Origin of the sequence: Serratia rhizosphaerae (assembly GCF_009817885.1) — a bacterium.
GTDB lineage: Bacteria > Pseudomonadota > Gammaproteobacteria > Enterobacterales > Enterobacteriaceae > Serratia_B > Serratia_B rhizosphaerae.
This window is the reverse complement of record NZ_CP041764.1, coordinates 1,010,049-1,030,910: the sequence shown is the minus strand read 5'-3', so window position 1 is coordinate 1,030,910 and position 20,862 is coordinate 1,010,049. Positions and strand designations below refer to the sequence as shown.

General features: G+C 55.8%; 18 protein-coding genes. 7 read left to right on the top strand and 11 right to left on the bottom strand.

What is annotated here, in order from left to right:
- Positions 1 to 4: 4 nt before the first annotated feature.
- A complete protein-coding gene (gene xseB, locus FO014_RS04890) occupies positions 5 to 271 on the bottom strand; it encodes an exodeoxyribonuclease VII small subunit (protein ID WP_160028111.1) in 267 nt (88 codons plus the stop codon).
- 160 nt (positions 272 to 431) lie between these two features.
- Between xseB and thiI the strand changes: the two genes are divergently transcribed.
- A complete protein-coding gene (gene thiI / locus FO014_RS04885) occupies positions 432 to 1,880 on the top strand; it encodes a tRNA uracil 4-sulfurtransferase ThiI (protein WP_160028109.1) in 1,449 nt (482 codons plus the stop codon).
- A gap of 299 nt (positions 1,881 to 2,179) precedes the next feature.
- Here thiI and yajL read toward each other — a convergent pair whose 3' ends face one another.
- Together yajL and panE are read right to left on the bottom strand one after the other, a co-directional pair.
- A complete protein-coding gene (gene yajL, locus FO014_RS04880; protein ID WP_160028107.1) occupies positions 2,180 to 2,770 on the bottom strand; it encodes a protein deglycase YajL in 591 nt (196 codons plus the stop codon).
- Positions 2,730 to 3,644 carry a 2-dehydropantoate 2-reductase gene (gene panE / locus FO014_RS04875; RefSeq protein ID WP_160028105.1) on the bottom strand — a complete coding sequence of 305 codons (915 nt, stop codon included), beginning with the start codon at positions 3,642 to 3,644 and terminating at the stop codon, positions 2,730 to 2,732. The genes yajL and panE overlap by 41 nt, the downstream gene beginning before the upstream one ends.
- A gap of 247 nt (positions 3,645 to 3,891) precedes the next feature.
- Here panE and FO014_RS04870 point away from each other — a divergent pair, with 247 nt between their 5' ends.
- Positions 3,892 to 4,383 carry a YajQ family cyclic di-GMP-binding protein gene (locus FO014_RS04870; protein ID WP_160028103.1) on the top strand — a complete coding sequence of 164 codons (492 nt, stop codon included), beginning with the start codon at positions 3,892 to 3,894 and terminating at the stop codon, positions 4,381 to 4,383.
- Between the two features lie 46 nt (positions 4,384 to 4,429).
- Here the strand turns inward: FO014_RS04870 and FO014_RS04865 are convergent, their stop codons facing one another.
- The 8 genes from FO014_RS04865 to FO014_RS04830 form a co-directional block, all read right to left on the bottom strand.
- Positions 4,430 to 5,794, bottom strand: a complete 1,365-nt coding sequence (locus FO014_RS04865) for an MFS transporter (protein WP_160028101.1) — start codon at positions 5,792 to 5,794, stop codon at positions 4,430 to 4,432.
- 216 nt (positions 5,795 to 6,010) lie between these two features.
- Positions 6,011 to 6,901, bottom strand: a complete 891-nt coding sequence (gene cyoE / locus FO014_RS04860) for a heme o synthase (RefSeq protein ID WP_015671183.1) — start codon at positions 6,899 to 6,901, stop codon at positions 6,011 to 6,013.
- A gap of 17 nt (positions 6,902 to 6,918) precedes the next feature.
- Positions 6,919 to 7,257: a cytochrome o ubiquinol oxidase subunit IV gene (locus FO014_RS04855; protein WP_105230010.1), complete on the bottom strand. Its 339-nt coding sequence runs from the start codon at positions 7,255 to 7,257 to the stop codon at positions 6,919 to 6,921.
- On the bottom strand, positions 7,257 to 7,871 hold the full coding sequence (locus FO014_RS04850) for a cytochrome o ubiquinol oxidase subunit III (RefSeq protein ID WP_004954628.1): 615 nt from the start codon (positions 7,869 to 7,871) through the stop codon (positions 7,257 to 7,259). The genes FO014_RS04855 and FO014_RS04850 overlap by 1 nt, the downstream gene beginning before the upstream one ends.
- Complete coding sequence (gene cyoB / locus FO014_RS04845) at positions 7,861 to 9,852, bottom strand: cytochrome o ubiquinol oxidase subunit I (protein WP_160028099.1); 1,992 nt, start codon at positions 9,850 to 9,852, stop codon at positions 7,861 to 7,863. The genes FO014_RS04850 and cyoB overlap by 11 nt, the downstream gene beginning before the upstream one ends.
- A 4-nt stretch (positions 9,853 to 9,856) precedes the next feature.
- The gene (cyoA, locus tag FO014_RS04840; protein ID WP_105230012.1) at positions 9,857 to 10,810 is read right to left on the bottom strand and encodes a cytochrome o ubiquinol oxidase subunit II; all 954 of its coding nucleotides are present in this window, start codon (positions 10,808 to 10,810) and stop codon (positions 9,857 to 9,859) included.
- A gap of 442 nt (positions 10,811 to 11,252) precedes the next feature.
- Positions 11,253 to 12,731, bottom strand: coding sequence for a muropeptide MFS transporter AmpG (gene ampG, locus FO014_RS04835; RefSeq protein ID WP_160028097.1), 1,479 nt, complete (start codon positions 12,729 to 12,731; stop codon positions 11,253 to 11,255).
- 50 nt (positions 12,732 to 12,781) lie between these two features.
- Positions 12,782 to 13,360, bottom strand: coding sequence for a lipoprotein (locus tag FO014_RS04830; protein WP_105230014.1), 579 nt, complete (start codon positions 13,358 to 13,360; stop codon positions 12,782 to 12,784).
- Positions 13,361 to 13,663: 303 nt separating this feature from the next.
- Here FO014_RS04830 and bolA point away from each other — a divergent pair, with 303 nt between their 5' ends.
- The 5 genes from bolA (at position 13,664) to lon (ending at position 20,650) form a co-directional block, all read left to right on the top strand.
- A complete protein-coding gene (gene bolA, locus FO014_RS04825) occupies positions 13,664 to 13,990 on the top strand; it encodes a transcriptional regulator BolA (RefSeq protein ID WP_105230015.1) in 327 nt (108 codons plus the stop codon).
- A gap of 359 nt (positions 13,991 to 14,349) precedes the next feature.
- A complete protein-coding gene (tig, locus tag FO014_RS04820) occupies positions 14,350 to 15,654 on the top strand; it encodes a trigger factor (protein WP_105230016.1) in 1,305 nt (434 codons plus the stop codon).
- 390 nt (positions 15,655 to 16,044) lie between these two features.
- Positions 16,045 to 16,668 carry an ATP-dependent Clp endopeptidase proteolytic subunit ClpP gene (gene clpP / locus FO014_RS04815; RefSeq protein ID WP_105230017.1) on the top strand — a complete coding sequence of 208 codons (624 nt, stop codon included), beginning with the start codon at positions 16,045 to 16,047 and terminating at the stop codon, positions 16,666 to 16,668.
- 161 nt (positions 16,669 to 16,829) lie between these two features.
- Positions 16,830 to 18,101: an ATP-dependent protease ATP-binding subunit ClpX gene (clpX, locus tag FO014_RS04810; RefSeq protein ID WP_160028095.1), complete on the top strand. Its 1,272-nt coding sequence runs from the start codon at positions 16,830 to 16,832 to the stop codon at positions 18,099 to 18,101.
- A gap of 194 nt (positions 18,102 to 18,295) precedes the next feature.
- A complete protein-coding gene (gene lon, locus FO014_RS04805; RefSeq protein ID WP_160028093.1) occupies positions 18,296 to 20,650 on the top strand; it encodes an endopeptidase La in 2,355 nt (784 codons plus the stop codon).
- The last annotated feature ends 212 nt before the right edge of the window (positions 20,651 to 20,862 follow it).

Here is a 20,862-nt window from a genome sequence, read left to right as displayed (position 1 = left end):
ATCATTACTCGGCGTTCGGGGTAAAGGGCGTTAATGCGGCATCGTCGTCGTCGCTGTCGTTCAGCAGAATTTGCACGCGCTGTTCCGCCTGCTGCAGTTTTTGCTGACCCTGACGCGCCAGCTGCACGCCGCGCTCAAATTCGCTGAGCGCCTCTTCCAGCGGCAATTCGCCCGCTTCCAGGCGTGTCACAATGCTTTCCAGTTCGGTCAGGGAGTGTTCAAAACTGACATTTTGCTCTGTACTGTCTGATTGTGCGGGTTTTTTCGGCATAATTTTCTTGTTACGTCATCAGGTGAACCGAGGGGCCAGAGCCTATCCTAGCGGATCTTGATTAGCAAATCATGGCGTGCTCGTGTGGTTTTGTGCGCAGAGCTTCATCAGAAAGTGATATACTGCGCCCCGTTAATTTTATCTGACCATAAAGACCGCCATGAAGTTTATCATTAAATTGTTCCCGGAAATCACCATCAAGAGTCAATCTGTGCGCTTGCGCTTCATAAAGATTCTTACCACCAACATTCGTAATGTCCTGAAGCAGTATGATGAAAACCTGGCGGTGGTCCGGCACTGGGACTTTATTGAAGTCCGCGCCAAAGATGAAAACCAGCGTCCGGCGATCGCCGACGCGCTGACGCGCATCCCCGGCATCCACCATATTCTGGAAGTGGAAGACCGCGCCTACAGCGATATCCACCATATCTTCGAGCAGACGCTGGAAACCTATCGCGAACGGCTGGAAGGCAAGACCTTCTGCGTGCGCGTGAAGCGCCGCGGCAAGCAGGACTTCAGTTCGCAGGACGTGGAACGCTACGTCGGCGGCGGCCTGAATCAGCATATCGAGAGCGCGCGGGTCAAACTGAACCATCCGCAGGTGACCGTCAATCTTGAGATTGAAGATGACAAACTGATGATGGTGAAAGCGCGCCGCGAAGGTATCGGCGGCTACCCGATCGGTACCCAGGAAGACGTGATGTCGCTGATCTCCGGCGGTTTTGACTCCGGCGTTTCCAGCTATATGCTGATGCGTCGCGGCTGCCGGGTGCACTACTGCTTCTTCAACCTGGGCGGCGCCGCGCATGAGATCGGCGTCAAGCAGGTGGCGCATTATCTGTGGAACCGCTTCGGCAGCTCGCACAAGGTGCGTTTTGTGGCGATCGATTTTGAGCCGGTGGTGGGCGAAATTCTGGAAAAAGTCGACGACGGCCAGATGGGCGTGGTGCTCAAGCGTATGATGGTACGCGCCGCCTCCAAAGTGGCGGAGCGCTATGGCGTGCAGGCGCTGGTCACCGGCGAAGCCTTGGGGCAGGTATCCAGCCAGACGCTGACCAACCTGCGTCTGATCGACAACGCGTCGGATACGCTGATCCTGCGTCCGCTGATTTCCCACGATAAAGAGCACATCATCAACGTGGCGCGGCAGATCGGCACCGAAGATTTTGCCAAAACCATGCCGGAATATTGCGGGGTGATCTCCAAGAGCCCGACGGTAAAAGCGGTGAAGGCGAAGATCGAAGAAGAAGAAGGCAACTTCGATTTCGAGATCCTCGAGCGGGTCGTGCGCGAAGCGCGCAACGTGGATATCCGCACCATCGCCAGCGAAACCCAGGAGCAGGTCACGGAAGTGGAAACCGTGGCGGCATTCAATGCCGATCAGGTGATTCTGGATATCCGCTCGGTGGACGAGCAGGACGAAAAGCCGCTGCAGTTGGAGCAGGTTGAGGTGAAACCGCTGCCGTTCTACAAGCTGGGCACCCAGTTCGGCGATCTGGATCAGAGCAAAACCTACCTGCTGTATTGTGAACGCGGCGTGATGAGCCGTCTGCAGGCGCTGTATCTGCTGGAGCAGGGGTATACCAATATTAAAGTGTATCGCCCTTAATCCCCTTCATCTTTCGCGCCTCAGCGTTGTTGGCTGCCGGCGCGCACCCCGGTCACTGACTGATGTCAGCTCCCGGGGATTTGCGCCGTTGCCGCCTAGCTGAGACGTGAAATCTATCGGGGATCCCCCTTCATCTTTCGTGCCTCAGCGTTGTTGGCTGCCGGCGCGCACCCCGGTCACTGACTGATGTCAGCTCCCGGGGATTTGCGCCGTTGCCGCCTAGCTGAGACGCGAAATCTATCGGGGATTCCCTGTGTCAGCCAAGTCTCAGAGTCGTTAGTGATTGCGTAAGTAAGTGTTCAGTCACTGAAGTCGTACATGCCTGGGATCAATACCAGCTGCGCTGCGACCTCCGCCGCTTTGGCTTTCCCCAACAGCAGATCGATCAGCTTCAGGCTGAATTCCATGGCGGTACCCGGCCCCTGGCTGGTCAGCAGATTGACGCGCGCGTCATATACCACCCGGCGCTCCATCCACTTATCCTGCGGGATATGTTGTTTCAAACCGGGGAAGCCGGTCATGTTACCGACCGGGAACAGATCGTGGTGTTGCAGCACCAGCGCCGGCGCGGCGCAGATGGCGGCGACGATTTTCCCCTGCAGATGCATCTGACGCACTTTTTCCACCAGCAGCGGGCTGTCGCGGAAGCATTCGGCGCCCTGCAGGCCGCCGGGCAACACGATAGCGTCAAACGGTTCATCGACGATCTCAACCAGCGCCGCATCCGCCAGCAGTTTAACGCCGCGGGAACAGACGATGGTCAGACTGCCGTCGCCGGCCACGCTGGCGGTGGTGACCTTAATCCCGGCGCGCGCCAGTAAATCGATGGCGGTGACCGCTTCGGTTTCTTCACTTCCAGGCGCCAGGCAGACCAACACCGATACGTTCATACTCATTTTCCTTTCGCTTAACCAAATCAAACAGCCGGGCGTTTTCCGGCAGCATCATGCCGTGGCTGCGGGCGCGCCGCAGCAGATAACCGGTAATATAGTCGATCTCGGTGTGCCGCTGGGCGTGAATATCCTGCAGCATGGAGGAGACATTATCCGCCGTGCTTTCTATCACCTGCATCACATACTGCTGCAGCCCCTCGCAGGTGGTGTGGTGTCCCTCCATCGCCATCACGCCGGCTACTTCGCTGCAGATCAGCGTGATTTGCTCAGGATAATGGCGCAGCTCGCCGTTGCGGCAGTCATACAGCGCGGTCAGCGGATTGATCACGCAGTTAACCGCCAGTTTACGCCACAGCGCGGCGGTAATCGTATTGTGCCAGGCGACGTCCGGCAGCGCCTGATGCAGAACCTCCGCCAGGTGGCTGAGCGCCTCCGCAGCCGGAGACGTCGGGCCGATATGGGTGGTGCCGTCGGCAACGTGAATAATGGTATGGCCGTCGTGACGCGCGGCGTGGGTGGTGGTGCCTTGCAGGATTGGCTGCGTGTTGGCCGGCAGTTCATCCTGCGTACCCATACCGTTGTGCAGCAGCAAGATGGCGCAGGCGGGGCTGAGCTTCGGCAGCAGGGCCGCCACCGCATCGGAGACTTGCCAAGCTTTGAGCGTCACCAGCAGCAGGTCGCTGCTGCGCAAATGTTCGGCGTCGTTGCTGGGCAGGCTCTGACTGAAGCGGGAGCCATCGGTTTCAATAATATCGACGGTGCAAAACGGCTGAGGTACGCGTAACCATCCTTGTACATCATGGCCCTGCTGATACAGCCGGGAGAGCCACAGCTGCCCGAGGGCGCCGCAACCAAGAACAGTTATTTTCATCCATCCTCCTTGGGGGGAACGGGATATTGCCGTTATCCGTTATCGTGTTGCCGGGGAGGCAGGCCAATGTAAAGCGCTTGAGCGCGCTTTGCGAACTGCTGGCCTGACTCCATAAATTGTAGACTTTCCTGCGCGTGGACGTTTGCGTTGCCGTGACATCGGAGTTTTGCCTTAATCGGCAAAGCGGGTATCATGCACGCCATCGAAATTGCCTGACAGTTCGGGCTCTCATTCAGGAGGAAGAAGTATGCCATCTTTCGACATTGTTTCCGAAATAGATATGCAAGAAGTGCGCAACGCCGTGGAGAACGCCTCGCGCGATCTGGGCACCCGCTGGGATTTCCGCAACGTGCCGGCCAGCTTTGAGCTGAACGAAAAAAATGAAACGATCAAAGTTTCCAGCGAATCTGATTTTCAGGTTCAGCAGCTGCTTGATATTTTGCGTGAAAAATTGGCTAAGCGCGGTATTGAGGGGGCGGCGCTGGAGATCCCGGAAGAGTTTGAGCACAGCGGCAAAACCTACAGCGTTGACGCCAAGCTGAAGCAGGGGATTGAAACGCAACTGGCGAAGAAAATCGTCAAGCTGATTAAAGACAGCAAGCTGAAGGTGCAGGCGCAGATTCAGGGTGACGAAGTGCGCGTGACCGGGAAATCCCGTGACGACCTGCAAAGCGTGATGGCGCTGGTGCGTGGTGGTAATCTGGGACAGCCGTTCCAGTTTAAAAACTTCCGCGACTGATCGTACTGATGTGCATAAAAACGCCGGGCTTGCCCGGCGTTTTTATTTATAGCGTATTGACCAGCGTTTCCAACTGTCCGCGGTTGGTCTGTTTGGTATCGACTTTTACATAGGCGCTGCGCTCTTCCGGCACGACGATGGCCTCCGCCACCCCGGGCTGGGCCTGCAGCCGGCTTGCCAGCGACGTATCTTTGGCTGCCAGCTCCGACAGCGTGATACGCAGGCTGCTGACGTACGGCGGTTCCTGCATGGTGCTGCTGATGATAAACCAGCCGGCAGCAATCACCGCGCCGGCGATAAACACCAGCCCGGCGCCGTGCAAACCGTAGAGCCAGCCGCCGAGGCTGCCGCCGATGGCAACGCCGATAAACTGGCTGGTGGAGTATACGCCCATCGCCGTGCCCTTATAGCCGGCCGGCGACTCTTTACTGATCAGCGAAGGCAGAATCGCCTCCATCACATTAAACGCCATAAAGAACAGCTGCACGCCGGCGATAATCCCCCACAGATGCTGGCCGGAAATCAGCAGCACCAGTTCGGCGGCGAACAGCACCGCTACGCAGCCCATAAACACCTGCTTCATGCGCCGTTTCTTCTCGGCGTAAATGATAAATGGTACTACCGACACAAACGACACCAGCATGGTCACCAGATACACGATCCAGTGGCTGCTGGCAGCCAGCCCGGCTTTCTCCATCGCCAGCGGCAGGGCGACGAAGCTCGACATCAGCAGAATGTGCAGACACATGATGCCGATATTGAGCTTCAGCAGGCGCGGGTTGCTCAGCACTTTGCTGAAGCTGCCGCGCACCATGCTGGACTCGCGGTTCAGCACGTGGCGGTCGGCCGAAGGCACCACCAGTAAGGTAATGACGATACCGCACAGCGCCAGCGCGGCGATCATCCAGAACAGCGCATGCAGTCCCAGCGCATGGGTAATCACCGGCCCCAATACCATGGCGATGGCGAAGGTGATACCGAAGCTGATGCCGATAAACGCCATGGCTTTGGTGCGGTTCTGCTCGCGGGTCAGATCGGACAGCAGCGCCATCACCGCGGCGGCGATAGCGCCGGAGCCTTGCAGCGCGCGGCCGAGGATAATGCCCCAGATCGAGTCGCTGGCCGCAGCGATAACGCTGCCGAGGGCGAACACCAGCAGCCCGCCGACGATCAGCGGCTTACGGCCGATGCGGTCGGAGATAAGCCCGAAGGGAATTTGAAAAATCGCCTGCGCCAGGCCGTAAATGCCGATGGCGATGCCGATCAGCGTTTCGCTGGCGCCGTTCAGCGCCATGCCGTAGGTGGTCAGCACCGGCAGCACCATAAACATGCCGAGCATGCGCAGTGAGAATACCGTGCCCAGACCCCAGGTCGCCCGGCGTTCCACCGGGGTCATCGTATTATCGTTCATGCAAACTTCGAACCTCAGTAAAAACTATCCCATCAGGTTCTGGCCGTCAGAGCCTGATGGGATAACTTTTGGGAGCGCATGTATTTTAGTGTGAAGGGCAGGGGAGGGTAAACGTAATGTTATTTAGCAGATATTACAGTATTTCCCGGATGCCGGTCGGGCTGAGAGCGTGAAAATAAAATGGGCCGCGTTAGCGGCCCATTGACGAAGAGCGAGTTACCAGACGTAAGTTAACAACGTTTCCGGCGACGCCGAGGCGCTAAAATCGATCGACATCATCACGCTGAGCGAGGTGATGGCAACAATCGAGAACACAAACAGTTTGCGTGCCCAGATGCTGTCATTCTCGGTTTTATAACCGCGTAACGCCATGCCCAGCCACCACACGCTGACCGCTGCCGCGACCACCAGGTACTTGTACCCGGCGTAGCCGCTCAGGGTCAGCATCAGGGTGGCGATCATAAACGCCAGAATGTAGACCGTAATGTGGTTCTTGGCGACGGAAATGCCTTTGACTACCGGCAGCACGGGAATATTGGCTGCCTGATAATCTTTGAAGCGGAAGATGGCAATCGCATAGGAGTGCGGCATCTGCCACAGGCTGAAGATAGCCAGCAGGATCAACGCGCCCATATCGAACTCGTTGGTCACCGCGCAATAGCCGATAACCGGCGGCGCGGCGCCTGACAGGCTGCCAATCAGCGTGCCATAGACAGAATGGCGCTTCATATACAGGCTATAAACGCCGACATAAACCACGAAGCCCATCACCGCCAGCCACATGGCCAGCGGGTTGGCTGCGGTATACAGCAAGGCGAAGCCAGCAATACCCAGCGCGGTAGCATAAACCAGGGTGACATTCGGCGCGATCAGGCCTTTTACCAGCACCCGGTTCTTCGTTCTCTCCATTTTCTTGTCGATGTCACGGTCAATGTAGTTGTTAAACACACAGCCCGAGGCGACAACCAACGAGACACCCACCAGGGTGGCGAGAAACAGGGGATAGTCGATGCTTCCTTTGGAAGCCAACAGGAATCCCCCAACGACAGAAATTAAATTACCGAAAATAATTCCTGGTTTAGTTACTTGCAGGTATTGCTTCATCATTACTTACGGCTCGGCTCTTAATCGACCATCATATTGAGGTTGAGGTTGTACATAATCCACAGTGAACCCACAACAACGATACCGATGATCATAGCGGTGAACAGTAATGCCACCAGGTTCCAGCGCTCTTCCGATGAAGTGTTCATGTGCAGGAAGTAAATCAGGTGAACAATCACCTGAATAACCGCCATGCCGACCACAACCGCCAGGATGGTGGAATGAGAGGCAGTGCCGTTCATCACCATCATAAATGGAATTACCGTCAGGATGACTGACAGGATGAAGCCGATCAGGTATGACTTGACGCTGCCGTGGCTTGCGCCGCCGTGAGAGGTCTCATGGGATGAATGGCTCATTACATAACCCCCAGCAGATAAACAACGGTAAATACGCAAATCCATACCACATCCAGGAAGTGCCAGAACAGGCTCAGGCACATCAGACGGGTTTTGTTGGTTGACGTCAGGCCATGCTTGCTCACCTGAATCATCATGATGATGATCCAGACCAGACCGGCGGACACGTGCAGACCGTGAGTACCGACCAGCGCGAAGAAGCTGGACAGGAACGCACTGTGATCCGGGCCGAAGCCTTCGGCGATCAGGTGATGGAATTCATAGATTTCCATCGCCACGAAGCCGAGGCCGAACAGGAAGGTCAGGAACAGCCAGGTGTTGACGCTGCCGACTTTGCCTTTGTTCATGCCGATCATCGCCATCCCGTAGGTGATGGAGCTGAACAGCAGCAGGAACGTCTCAACCAGAACAAACTTCAGATCGAAGATGTCTTTGCCAGAGGGACCGCCAGCGGTCCCGTTCACCAGTACTGCATAAGTCGCGAACAAGCTCGCAAACAAAATACAGTCGCTCATCAGGTAGATCCAAAATCCGAAGACTTTGGTCTCTCCTGCGTCGTGGTGCCCATGCTCTGCATGGGCTGCGTTGTGGTTAGTCAGAGTATCAGTTGACATGTTTCACGCCTGCTTTGCTGATTTGTTCATAGTGTTGGTTCTCAATGCGCTCGATTTCGTCAACCTGCACATAGTAGTCAACATCTTGGTCGAAGCTCTTGGCGATCCAGACTACGATCATGCCGATGAAGCCGGCCAGAGCCATCCACCAGATTTCCCAGATCATGGCGAAACCGAAGATCAGGCTGAAGAAGCCGATGATAACGCCGGCGCCGGTGTTCTTAGGCATATGAATCGGTTCGTACTTAGCCGGTTTCTTATACGCTTCACCTTTTTCTTTCATGTCCCAGAATGCATCACGGTCGTGAATTTCCGGCATGGTGGCGAAGTTATAGAACGGCGGTGGAGAAGATGTTGCCCACTCCAGAGTACGGCCGCCCCACGGGTCACCGGTCAGGTCGCGGTTCTGATCGCGGTCACGGATACTGACGAAGATCTGAATCAGCTGGCACAGGATACCGCAGGCAATCAGCGCAGCACCGCCCGCAGCAACCATCAGCAGCGGATGGAACTCAGGGTTGATGTTCTGGCTGATACGACGAGTCATACCCATAAAGCCCAGCGCGTACAGCGGCATGAAGGCCACGAAGAAACCGATGATCCAGAACCAGAACGCGCGTTTGCCCCAGGTTTCGTTCAGCGTGAAGCCGAAGGATTTCGGGAACCAGTAAGTCAGGCCGGCGAAGCAGCCGAACACCACGCCGCCGATGATGACGTTGTGGAAGTGCGCAATCAGGAACAGGCTGTTGTGCAGCACGAAGTTCGCGCCCGGCACCGCCAGCAGAACGCCGGTCATACCACCGATGGAGAAGGTGATGATGAAGCCGATGGTCCACAGCATGGCAGAGTTGAACTGGATACGACCCTGGTACATGGTGAACAGCCAGTTGAAGATTTTCACCCCGGTCGGGATGGAAATAATCATGGTGGCGATACCGAAGAAGGCGTTGACGTTCGCGCCGGACCCCATGGTAAAGAAGTGGTGCAGCCATACGATGAACGACAGAACGGTAATCGCGATGGTTGCCCATACCAGAGAGGTATAGCCGAACAGACGTTTCTTCGAGAAGGTCGCGGTAACTTCGGAGAACACACCGAACACCGGCAGAACCAGGATGTACACTTCTGGGTGACCCCAGGCCCAAATCAGGTTGATGTACATCATCATGTTGCCGCCCATATCATTGGTGAAGAAATGGGTGCCCAGATAGCGATCCAGGGTCAGCAGCGTGATGGTGACGGTCAGAATTGGGAAAGAAACGATAATCAGGACGTTAGTACACAGCGCCGCCCAGGTGAATACCGGCATTTTCATCAGAGGCATGCCAGGGGCGCGCATCTTCAGAATGGTTGCGAAGAAGTTCACACCGGTCAACAGGGTACCGATACCGGAAATCTGCAGACTCCAGATCCAGTAATCGACCCCGACGCCAGGACTGTACTCCTTGCCGGACAGCGGCGGATACGCCAGCCAACCGGTCTGCGCGAACTCCCCAACCCCCAGAGAGATGTTGATCAGTACGACGCCCACCACGAAGAACCAGAAGCTCAGGGAGTTCAGGAACGGGAAGGCAACGTCGCGCGCACCGATTTGCAGCGGTACAACCACGTTCATCAGACCGACCACGAAAGGCATCGCCATGAAGAAGATCATGATTACGCCGTGGGCGGTAAAGATTTGGTCATAGTGGTGCGGCGGCAGGAAGCCGGCCTCGCCGGCAGACGCAAGCGCCTGCTGGCTACGCATCATGATGGCGTCGGCAAAGCCGCGCAGCAGCATGACCATCGCCACGATGATGTACATAATACCAATTTTTTTATGGTCGACGGAGGTCAGCCATTCGCTCCACAACCATTTCCACTTGCCCAAATATGTCAGCAGCGCCAGCAGTGCCAGGCCGCCAACAACAATTGCAGCAACGGTGACCATGATGATCGGTTCGTGGTAAGGAACCGCATCAAGCGTTAATTTTCCCAACATCAGATTATTCCTCGGCTCCGGCGTGAGCATGTTCACCCATGTCCATACCCTGGCTCATGTCCATGCCTTCGTGCGCGTTTGCTTCAGCGCCTTTGTGCATGTGCATGTCGCCCATGAATTTGCCAATTGTTTCTTTGAACAAATTAGGTTTGACACTGGAGAAGTACTCAACCGGGTTGTTTTCACTCGGCTCTGCCAGTTTGTTAAAGTCGTCGGTGGTATTGAGGTTCTTGGAAGAAGCTTTCACCTTGTTAACCCACTGATCGAAGTCGCCTTCGGTTGGGGTGACAATAGCGTTGAACTTCATACCGGAGAACCCGCGACCGCTGAAGCTGCTGGAAATACCTGCGTATTGCCCCGCTTCGTTGCCGATCAGATGCAGTTTGGTCTGCATGCCGGCCATCGCATAAATCTGTCCACCTAACTGAGGAATAAAGAACGAGTTCATTACCGAGTTAGAGGTGATCTTGAATTCGACTGGAACATCTTTCGGGAAGGCCAATTCATTCACCGTCGCAATACCCTGCTCTGGGTAGATAAACAGCCATTTCCAGTCCAGCGACACCACTTCAATGGTCATCGGCTTCTTGTCGGTGACAATCGGCTTGAATGGATCCAGTTCGTGCGTCGTTTTCCAGGTAATGGTGCCAAGGATGGCGATGATGATGATTGGAATGGTCCAGACGACCGCTTCAATCTTGTTGGAGTGTGACCAGTTAGGACTGTACTTGGCATCCTTGTTGGAAGCGCGATACTTCCAGGCAAAACCGAACGCCATGATGATGACTGGAATCACCACGATCAGCATTAATGCGATAGCGGTGATTATCAGTGTCCGTTGTTCAACACCTATTGCTCCTTTGGGATTCATCAATACCATATCGCACCCACTGAGCATTACAGTGGATGCGAATAATGACAACATCCCAATACTTTTATTGTATTTCTTAAGTCTCATCTAACGACCTCAATTACAAAGGCTCTATTGTCGTTTCATGTGTGCGGGCATTTTACGGGAAGGTTGCAGTACTGTAAACATGCTTAGGCTTGTGTCAGCGCCTCGTTGACACTTTCTGTTAACGTTGTCACAGATGTAACGTTGCGTGACAATTTCCCAATGGCAACAATGCGTTGGCATGCTGAATCGTGCCGGGGGAACGCTATCTTATGGAAAAACAAAGGTATGATGATTTAGTGCTCAGAGGGGATTTTTTTAAATGGGGCACAAAAGTATATTTAATGTAAAATATTTGTTTATTACAGGTGAATTTAATTTTATTTATAATCTTTTTCTGAGGGTGAAAAAAATAATTCAGATGGCAATTATATTTTTACACAGAAATAAAATTATTTAACCAATGCATTCCGCAGACCGGCGTCAGCGCCGGTCTGCGGGGGCTTTACGTCAGGCGCGTGCGGCGCAGCGCCAGGTAATCCAGCAGGCTGCCCGTGACGATGCCTGTCAGGCTCAGGGCCGCTCCGGTCTGCAACGCGGCGTCGGCCAACTGCGGCAGCGAGCTCCAGTCCAATGCGTTACTGATGAGCAGCAGCAGCCACAGCGCCAGCAGGCTGCAGCCTACGCCCAGCAGACGCAGCGCCCAGCGGTAAGCCCGTTGGAATTCGGTGCGCGGCATAAAGTCGTCGGTGTTCTGCGTGTATTCCAGCGTCCGGCGGCAGACGGCCAGCAGGATCAGGCCGGGAATCGCCGCGGCGATAGAGAACAGGTAAAACAGCGGCCAGCCGTGCGCTTCGACGAACCAGCCGGCGATCGGCCCGACGTAGACCCGGCCCACGGCGGAGAGCGCCGACAGCAGGGCGAACTGGGTCGCCGAGAAGGATTTGTTGCACAGCGTCATCAGCAGCGCGACAAAGGCGGCGGTGCCCATGCCGCCGCACAGGTTCTCCAGGAAGATGGCGCTGCCCATGCTGATGATGTTTTTGTCGGTCACCGCCAGGATCCAGTAGCCGAGGTTCGACACCGCCTGCAGCATACCGAACAGCATCAGCGCGCGGAACAGGGTGAGGCGCTGCATCAGCACGCCGCCAAACAGTGCGCCGACGATGGTGGCGAACAGCCCGAGCGTTTTGTTGACCAGCCCGACCTCACCGGCGTCAAAGCCGACGCCACGGATCAGGAAGGTGGTGCTCAGGCTGCCGGCAAAGGCGTCGCCCATTTTGTACATCACGATCAGCAGCAGGATCAGCCAGGCGTTGTTACGGGCGAAGAAGTCGCGCAGCGGGGCGATGACCGCCTGCTCCATGGTGCGCGGCGCGGGAACGCTGTCGTCGGGTTCCGGCGCCAGCAGCGTTGCGGCAATACCGAGCAGCATCAGCCCGGCCATCAGCCAATAGGTGGCCTGCCAGCCGAAGTAGCGATCCGCCAGCCACAGCGCCAGTCCGCCGGACACCAGCATCGCCAGACGATAGCCCAACACGGAAATCGCCGCGCCGGCGCCGCGTTCTTCCGCCGTCAGCAGATCGGTTTTGTAGGCGTCGAACACGATATCCTGCGAGGCGGAGCAGAACGCCACCAGCACCGCCAGCGCGGCCAGCCACCACAGATGTTGCGCCGGGTTCATAAAGCCCATCGCCACGATCGCCGCCACCAGCAGCAGCTGACTGATCAGCAGCCAGCCGCGACGCCGGCCGAGGAACGGCGGCGTGTAGCGGTCCATAAACGGCGACCAGAGGAATTTGAAGACATAAGCCTGGCCGACCAGCGAAAAGATACCGATGGTTTTCAGATCGATATTCTCGACGGTCATCCAGGCTTGCAGCGTGCCGGAGGTCAGCGCCAGCGGCAGGCCGGAGGCGAACCCCAGCAGCAGCAGGATCAGCGAGTTACGCTGGGTGAAAATCGCAAAGTACTGTTTAGACATGAGTTCCCTGTCTGTGTCGCCCGGCATGCCGGGCGACACAAGGCGTCAGATTAACGCGCGTTCTGCTTGATAAAGTCGTTGACGCTGGTGTCCTGTGCCATATCAGCGATCACGTCGCCGAGCACGGTATTGACCGCGTTGGTGATTTTATCGTTGGTTGCGTTAAAGGCACCCTGAACGTTATAGGTCGAACGATAGTTCTTCACCTGCTTGTTGCCGTTTTTCGCCACGGCGATAATCGAGATATCGGCCTTGGTGGTGATGCTGTAGCGCAGGTTGCCTTCGGTGACGTCGGCATACAGATTGTTCATCACGATCTGCAGGTCAACCGGTGCATTCGGGCCGATCATATAGCCGCGCGCGCCCATTTGCTTCTCCAGCACTTCCTGCAGCAGGAAACGCAGATCGCGCGATGGCGTCAGGGTGACCAGACGGCTATCGCGGTTAACTTTGGCCAGAGCCTGATCCTTACGCTGATCGGCGCCGTTGATGCTGATGGTTACGCCCTGCAGCGTCGGATCCTGAGTTGGCAGCACGATCTTCGGCGTGACGTTAAGGGTATTGCCGCTGCTGGCGCAGCCGGCCAGCAGCAGCGCGCCTAATAAAGGAAGACAAAGTTTTTTTAACATGTTAGCGCTCTCGTTTTCGTCTGAGTCGGAATGGTATTGCCAACAATCATCTGGCCGACATGATAGCATCGCCGTCGGCCGGGGGAAGTGTTCCAACGTTGCTGGATGGCAATTTTTTTACTGTGAGTGATAAAAACATGCTTTTTTGTTGCTCTCAATAAGATAAACCCCAAGAGCCAGGATATTGCGGTGGTTTTTTCGCCACAGAACTGAGAAATTTACACGCTGCGTATTCTCCCGGAGGAAAAGCGGCTAATATTGAAATAGATGGCATGTCCTCTGCCGGTGTTGTAAGGAGATCCTATGATTCGCGAGCAAATAGAAGCAAAGTTAAGGGCGGCGTTTGAGCCCGCGTATCTGGAAGTGGTTGATGAAAGTTATCGTCACAACGTTCCGGCGGGTTCAGAAAGCCACTTTAAGGTGGTATTGGTTAGCGATCGCTTCGTCGGCGAACGCTTTCTGACGCGTCACCGTTCAATCTACGGCGTGTTGGCGGATGAGCTGGCCAACGGCGTGCACGCGCTGGCGCTGCATACCTACACCCTGAAAGAGTGGGAAGGGCTGCAGGATACCGTACTCGCTTCGCCGCCTTGTCGCGGCGCGACGCCGGAACCCTGGCCGGACGTATAAAAGCTGACGCGGCAGTGGAACTTTAGCCGCGATTTAGGGTATTACTACAGACGAATTTTGAAACGGCCTGCGGGCCGTTTCTGTTTTTGACGACGACGCGGTTTATTGCCTGCAGCGCGGTCAAAGCGGTCGGCAGGCGCGTTTTTTTGCCAAAAATCAGCAAAAGTGTGAATTTTAACGCGTTACAGCCGCCCGGCTTTCCTCGACTCGCCTCGCATGCGCCGCTATAATGTCGCGTCTTATTTTTCCGGAATGGTTTCGGGACGCTCTCGGCATCAGGGAACTCGGTTCTGTAATGCAGCCGTCCTGGTTCTTGGAACGGAGTCGACCGAGCACTGTGATTTTTTTGAGGTAACAAGATGCAAGTTTCAGTAGAAACCACTCAAGGCCTTGGGCGCCGTCTTTCTATCACCGTACCTGCTGATGTTATCGCGCAGGCGGTGAAAAAAGAGCTGATCAACGCAGCGAAAAGCGTGCGTATCGACGGTTTCCGCAAGGGCAAAGTGCCGATGAACATCGTTGAGCAGCGTTATGGCGCCTCTGTTCGTCAAGACGTGCTGGGCGATCTGATGCAGCGCAACTTCGTTGACGCGATCATCAAAGAAAAAATTAACCCGGCTGGCGCGCCAAACTACGTGCCGGGCGAGTACAAGGAAGGCGAAGATTTCAGCTACACCGTTGAATTCGAAGTGTATCCGGAAGTTGAGCTGAAAGGCCTGGAAAACATCGAAGTTGAAAAACCAGTGGTTGAAGTCAACGACGCTGATGTTGACACCATGCTCGACACCCTGCGTAAGCAGCAGGCGACCTGGAAAGACACCGATCGCGCCGTTGAAGCTGAAGACCGCGTGACCGTTGATTTCTCTGGTTCTATCGACGGTGAAGAGTTTGAAGGCGGCAAAGCGGCAGACTTCGTTCTGGCGATGGGCCAGGGCCGCATGATCCCGGGCTTCGAAGAAGGTCTGGTGGGTCACAAGGCCGGTGAAGAGTTCACCATCGACGTTAACTTCCCGGAAGACTACCACGCTGAGAACCTGAAGGGTAAAGCCGCCAAGTTCGCCATCGTGCTGAAGAAAGTGGAAGAGCGCGAGCTGCCTGAGCTGACCGAAGAATTCATCCAGCGTTTCGGCGTGGCGGATGGTTCTGTTGACGGTCTGCGCGCGGAAGTGCGTAAAAACATGGAGCGCGAGCTGAAAGGCGCCGTGCGTAACCGCGTCAAGACTCAGGTTATCGACGGCCTGGTCAACGCTAACGACATCGACGTGCCTGCTGCACTGATCGACGGCGAAATCGACGTGCTGCGCCGTCAGGCTGCACAGCGTTTCGGCGGCAACGAGCAGCAAGCGCTGGAACTGCCGCGTGAACTGTTCGAAGAACAGGCTAAGCGTCGCGTTGTCGTCGGCCTGCTGCTGGGCGAAGTGATCAGCACCAACGAGCTGAAAGCTGACGAAGACCGCGTGAAAGCGCTGATCGATGAGATGGCTTCCGCTTACGAAGATCCAAGCGAAGTTATCGAGTTCTACAGCAAAAACAAAGAGCTGATGAACAACATGCGTAACGTGGCTCTGGAAGAGCAAGCGGTGGAAACCCTGCTGTCTAACGCGAAAGTGACTGAAAAAGCGACCACTTTCAGCGAGCTGATGAACCAGACTCAACAGGCGTAATGTCTGAGCCGGGCGATGGCGACATGCCCGGCCGTTATCTGAAAAAGCCCGTAACTTTGGTTACGGGCTTTTCTTTTTGCCACGTTGCTGATTAATCTCAGGTTAAGCGCAATAATATGCACTATATTTATCCTGTTGCCTGCGGTATTTGCAGGCATGATGGTGATGTGGCGTTGCCGCAGAGATCGGCAGGGAAAATGGCGCACCGGGCTTGAAATTCCCGCCGTTGCCCCCCAACTGAAGTACTCAGAGGGTTGTTTGCCGAGCGTGGGATGATAACGACCGTCAGGTCATGTGGCGCGGTTGAATGGTTGAGCATGGTCAGCGTGGCTGTTCTCAAGTAGAATCAGCAAACAATGGCGCCAAGGCAATTTCTATTAGGAGACGGTAATGTCATACAGTGGCGAACGAGATCAATTTGCACCTAACATGGCACTGGTGCCGATGGTGGTGGAGCAGACTTCACGCGGGGAGCGTTCTTACGACATCTATTCCCGCCTGCTGAAAGAGCGCATTATTTTCCTGACCGGCCAGGTTGAAGACCATATGGCCAACCTGATCGTGGCGCAGATGCTGTTCCTGGAAGCGGAAAGCCCGGAAAAAGACATTTTCCTGTACATCAACTCACCGGGTGGCGTGATCACTGCCGGCATGTCAATCTATGACACCATGCAGTTTATCAAGCCGGATGTCAGCACGATCTGTATGGGGCAGGCCTGCTCGATGGGGTCGTTCCTGCTGACTGCGGGCACCAAAGGCAAGCGTTTCTGCCTGCCGAACTCCCGGGTGATGATTCACCAGCCGCTGGGTGGTTTCCAGGGGCAGGCGACGGATATTGAAATCCACGCGCGTGAAATTCTGAACGTGAAGTCGCGGATGAATGAACTGATGGCCAAGCATACCGGCCAATCACTGGAGCAGATCGAGCGTGATACCGAGCGCGATCGCTTTATGACCGCGGAAGAATCGGTAGAATACGGTCTGGTCGACGGCATTCTGACGCACCGCAGCTAAGGCTACGCGGTAGGCGAGCGTTAAGTGCGAGCCGATAGACTATAGTAATCAGAGCGGATAATTCCGCTCTGAACAGCATTATCGGCGTTCCCCGGTATTTGTTTGGGCGCACTGCCGCCATGATTTTCCTGCGGGACAAAGACAAAAGAAGAGGTTTACTGATGACAGATAAGCGCAAAGACGGTTCAGGAAAGCTGCTGTACTGCTCTTTCTGCGGCAAAAGCCAGCATGAAGTGCGTAAGCTGATTGCCGGTCCGTCAGTGTATATCTGCGATGAATGTGTTGACCTGTGTAACGACATTATTCGCGAAGAGATTAAAGAAGTTGCCCCGCATCGTGAGCGCAGTGCGCTGCCGACGCCGCACGAGATCCGCAACCACCTGGATGATTACGTTATCGGGCAGGAGCAGGCGAAGAAAGTGCTGGCGGTTGCGGTGTATAACCACTACAAGCGTCTGCGCAATGGCGATACCAGCAACGGTATCGAGCTGGGCAAAAGCAACATCCTGCTGATCGGCCCGACCGGCAGCGGCAAAACGCTGCTGGCGGAAACGCTGGCGCGCTTCCTGGATGTGCCGTTCACCATGGCCGACGCCACCACGCTGACCGAAGCCGGTTACGTGGGCGAGGACGTGGAGAATATTATCCAGAAGCTGTTGCAGAAATGTGACTACGACGTGCAAAAAGCGCAGCGCGGCATCGTCTATATCGATGAAATCGATAAAATTTCCCGCAAGTCTGACAACCCGTCGATTACCCGCGACGTGTCGGGCGAGGGCGTGCAGCAGGCGCTGCTGAAGCTGATCGAAGGCACCGTCGCCGCCGTGCCGCCGCAGGGCGGCCGCAAGCATCCGCAGCAGGAGTTCCTGCAGGTCGATACCTCCAAGATCCTGTTTATCTGCGGCGGCGCGTTCGCCGGCCTGGATAAGGTGATTGGCCAGCGGGTCAACACCGGTTCCGGTATTGGCTTCGGTGCGACGGTGAAGGGCGAGTCTGAAAAGGCAACCGAAGGCGAACTGCTGCTGCAGGCGGAGCCGGAAGATCTGATCAAGTTCGGTCTGATCCCTGAGTTCATCGGCCGTCTGCCGGTGGTGGCGACGCTGAGCGAGCTGAGCGAAGAAGCGCTGATTCAGATCCTGAAAGAGCCGAAAAACGCCCTGACCAAGCAGTATCAGGCGTTGTTCAATCTGGAAGGCGTCGAGCTGGAGTTCCGCGATGAAGCGCTGAATACCATCGCCAAGAAAGCCATGGCGCGTAAAACCGGCGCCCGCGGCCTGCGTTCTATCGTAGAAGGCGCGCTGCTGGATACCATGTACGATCTGCCGTCGCTGGAAAGCGTCGACAAAGTGGTGATTGACGAATCGGTGATTGACGGCCAGTCCAAACCGCTGCTGATTTACGGCAAACCGGAAGCGCAGGCATCCGGCGAATAATTCGCCAGTTAAACCATCAGGTTAATCGTAAAATGGGGGATTTTATCTCCCATTTTTTTTTCCTGCATTCTGGACGTTGAATGTCAGAGATTTATCCCCATATACTCAATAAATGGTTTTATGAAACGTTGATTGCCTGCGTCTCATGAGATTCCCCCTCAATCCTGGCGGAAATTAAACTAAGAGAGAGCTCTATGAACCCTGAGCGTTCCGAACGCATTGAAATCCCTGTCCTGCCGTTGCGCGACGTGGTGGTTTATCCGCACATGGTGATCCCGTTATTTGTTGGCCGGGAAAAATCGATTCGGTGCCTCGAAGCCGCAATGGATCACGATAAAAAGATCATGCTGGTGGCACAGAAAGAGGCCTCAACGGATGAACCTGGCATTAACGACCTGTTTTCCGTCGGTACCGTAGCGTCCATTCTGCAGATGCTGAAACTGCCGGACGGCACGGTAAAAGTGCTGGTGGAAGGCCTGCAGCGCGCACGCATCACCACGCTGTCCGACAGCGGCGAACACTTTGCCGCACAGGCGGAATATCTTGACTCGCCGGCCATCGACGAGCGCGAGCAGGAAGTGCTGGTACGCACCGCAATCAATCAGTTTGAAGGCTATATCAAACTGAACAAAAAAATCCCGCCGGAGGTGCTGACTTCGCTGAACAGCATCGACGACGCGGCGCGCCTGGCGGACACTATTGCCGCGCATATGCCGTTGAAACTTGGCGATAAGCAATCAGTGCTGGAAATGTCTGACGTTTCCGAACGCCTCGAATATCTGATGGCGATGATGGAGTCGGAAATCGACCTGCTGCAGGTAGAGAAACGCATCCGCAATCGCGTCAAGAAACAGATGGAAAAGAGCCAGCGCGAGTACTACCTGAATGAGCAGATGAAGGCCATTCAGAAAGAGCTGGGCGAAATGGACGATGCGCCGGACGAATATGAAGCGCTGAAGCGCAAGATCGACGCGTCGAAAATGCCGAAAGAGGCGCGTGAGAAAACCGAAGCGGAACTGCAGAAGCTGAAAATGATGTCGCCGATGTCGGCCGAAGCCACCGTGGTGCGCGGCTATATCGACTGGATGCTGCAGGTGCCGTGGACTGCGCGCAGTAAGGTGAAAAAAGACCTGGTCAAGGCGCAGGAGGTGCTCGATACCGACCACTACGGCCTGGAGCGGGTGAAAGACCGCATCCTCGAGTATCTTGCGGTGCAAAGTCGCGTCAGCAAAATCAAAGGGCCGATCCTGTGTCTGGTGGGGCCGCCGGGGGTGGGTAAAACCTCGCTGGGGCAGTCAATTGCCAAGGCGACCGGCCGTCAGTATGTGCGTATGGCGCTGGGCGGCGTGCGTGATGAAGCGGAAATCCGCGGCCACCGCCGCACCTATATCGGCTCCATGCCGGGCAAACTGATCCAGAAAATGGCCAAGGTCGGGGTGAAAAACCCGCTGTTCCTGCTTGACGAGATCGACAAGATGTCGTCCGACATGCGCGGCGATCCGGCGTCGGCACTGCTGGAAGTGCTGGATCCGGAACAGAACGTGGCGTTTAACGATCACTATCTGGAAGTGGATTACGATCTGTCCGACGTGATGTTCGTCGCCACCTCTAACTCGATGAATATTCCGGCGCCGCTGCTGGACCGTATGGAAGTGATCCGTCTGTCCGGCTATACCGAAGACGAAAAGCTCAACATCGCCAAGCAGCACCTGCTGCCGAAGCAGATCGAGCGCAACGCGCTGAAAAAGAACGAGCTGACGGTGGATGACAGCGCCATTATCGGCATCATCCGTTACTACACCCGTGAAGCCGGGGTGCGTAGCCTGGAGCGTGAAATCTCCAAGCTGTGCCGTAAGGCGGTCAAAGCCCTGTTGATGGACAAGAAGCTCAAGCATATTGAAATCAACGGCGACAACCTGAAAGACTACCTCGGCGTGCAGCGCGTGGACTATGGCCGTGCGGATACCGAAAACCGCGTGGGCCAGGTAACCGGTCTGGCGTGGACGGAAGTGGGCGGCGATCTGCTGACCATTGAAACCGCCTGCGTGCCAGGCAAAGGCAAGCTGACTTACACCGGTTCTCTGGGTGAAGTGATGCAGGAATCGATTCAGGCTGCGCTGACCGTGGTGCGCGCCCGTGCCGAGAAGCTGGGCATCAACGCCGATTTCTATGAAAAACGCGATATCCACGTGCACGTGCCGGAAGGCGCGACGCCGAAGGATGGCCCAAGCGCCGGTACCGCCATGTGCACCGCGCTGGTCTCCTGCCTGACCGGCAACCCGGTGCGCGCCGATGTGGCGATGACCGGTGAGATCACGCTGCGCGGCCAGGTGCTGCCGATTGGCGGGCTGAAAGAGAAGCTGCTGGCGGCGCATCGCGGCGGCATCAAAACGGTATTGATTCCTTACGAAAACAAACGTGATTTGGAAGAGATCCCGGATAACGTCATCGCCGATCTGGAAATTCATCCGGTGCAGAAAATCGATGAAGTGTTGGAGATTGCCCTGCAGAATCCGGCCTTCGGCGCCCAGCCGGTAGCGGCGAAATAGTGACGTATCGCAAAATACATTGATAAAACTTATGCTGGCAGGTCAATTCGGACTTGCCAGCGTTTTTTTGTCCCGCTAAGTTAGATCACTGTCGATTGGCGTTAGCCGCGCTACCGCTGGCGGCTTGCCAAGTTTCGACGGGATTGATATAACAGCTGCGCTGTCGCATACCGTAGGGATTTTTCGGTGCGACGAGAGAATTCTAGAGGGGA

Bases quoted from the DNA above. Each gene is read 5' to 3' on its own strand.
- tig (WP_105230016.1), top strand. From the start codon at position 14,350: ATGCAAGTTTCAGTAGAAACCACTCAAGGCCTTGGGCGCCGTCTTTCT.
- clpX (WP_160028095.1), top strand. From the start codon at position 16,830: ATGACAGATAAGCGCAAAGACGGTTCAGGAAAGCTGCTGTACTGCTCT.
- lon (WP_160028093.1), top strand. From the start codon at position 18,296: ATGAACCCTGAGCGTTCCGAACGCATTGAAATCCCTGTCCTGCCGTTG.
- FO014_RS04865 (WP_160028101.1), bottom strand. From the start codon at position 5,794: ATGAACGATAATACGATGACCCCGGTGGAACGCCGGGCGACCTGGGGT.
- clpP (WP_105230017.1), top strand. From the start codon at position 16,045: ATGTCATACAGTGGCGAACGAGATCAATTTGCACCTAACATGGCACTG.
- FO014_RS04850 (WP_004954628.1), bottom strand. From the start codon at position 7,871: ATGTCAACTGATACTCTGACTAACCACAACGCAGCCCATGCAGAGCAT.
- cyoE (WP_015671183.1), bottom strand. From the start codon at position 6,901: ATGATGAAGCAATACCTGCAAGTAACTAAACCAGGAATTATTTTCGGT.
- FO014_RS04855 (WP_105230010.1), bottom strand. From the start codon at position 7,257: ATGAGCCATTCATCCCATGAGACCTCTCACGGCGGCGCAAGCCACGGC.
- thiI (WP_160028109.1), top strand. From the start codon at position 432: ATGAAGTTTATCATTAAATTGTTCCCGGAAATCACCATCAAGAGTCAA.
- ampG (WP_160028097.1), bottom strand. From the start codon at position 12,731: ATGTCTAAACAGTACTTTGCGATTTTCACCCAGCGTAACTCGCTGATC.
- FO014_RS04870 (WP_160028103.1), top strand. From the start codon at position 3,892: ATGCCATCTTTCGACATTGTTTCCGAAATAGATATGCAAGAAGTGCGC.
- cyoB (WP_160028099.1), bottom strand. From the start codon at position 9,852: ATGTTGGGAAAATTAACGCTTGATGCGGTTCCTTACCACGAACCGATC.
- yajL (WP_160028107.1), bottom strand. From the start codon at position 2,770: ATGAACGTATCGGTGTTGGTCTGCCTGGCGCCTGGAAGTGAAGAAACC.
- FO014_RS04830 (WP_105230014.1), bottom strand. From the start codon at position 13,360: ATGTTAAAAAAACTTTGTCTTCCTTTATTAGGCGCGCTGCTGCTGGCC.
- cyoA (WP_105230012.1), bottom strand. From the start codon at position 10,810: ATGAGACTTAAGAAATACAATAAAAGTATTGGGATGTTGTCATTATTC.
- panE (WP_160028105.1), bottom strand. From the start codon at position 3,644: ATGAAAATAACTGTTCTTGGTTGCGGCGCCCTCGGGCAGCTGTGGCTC.
- xseB (WP_160028111.1), bottom strand. From the start codon at position 271: ATGCCGAAAAAACCCGCACAATCAGACAGTACAGAGCAAAATGTCAGT.
- bolA (WP_105230015.1), top strand. From the start codon at position 13,664: ATGATTCGCGAGCAAATAGAAGCAAAGTTAAGGGCGGCGTTTGAGCCC.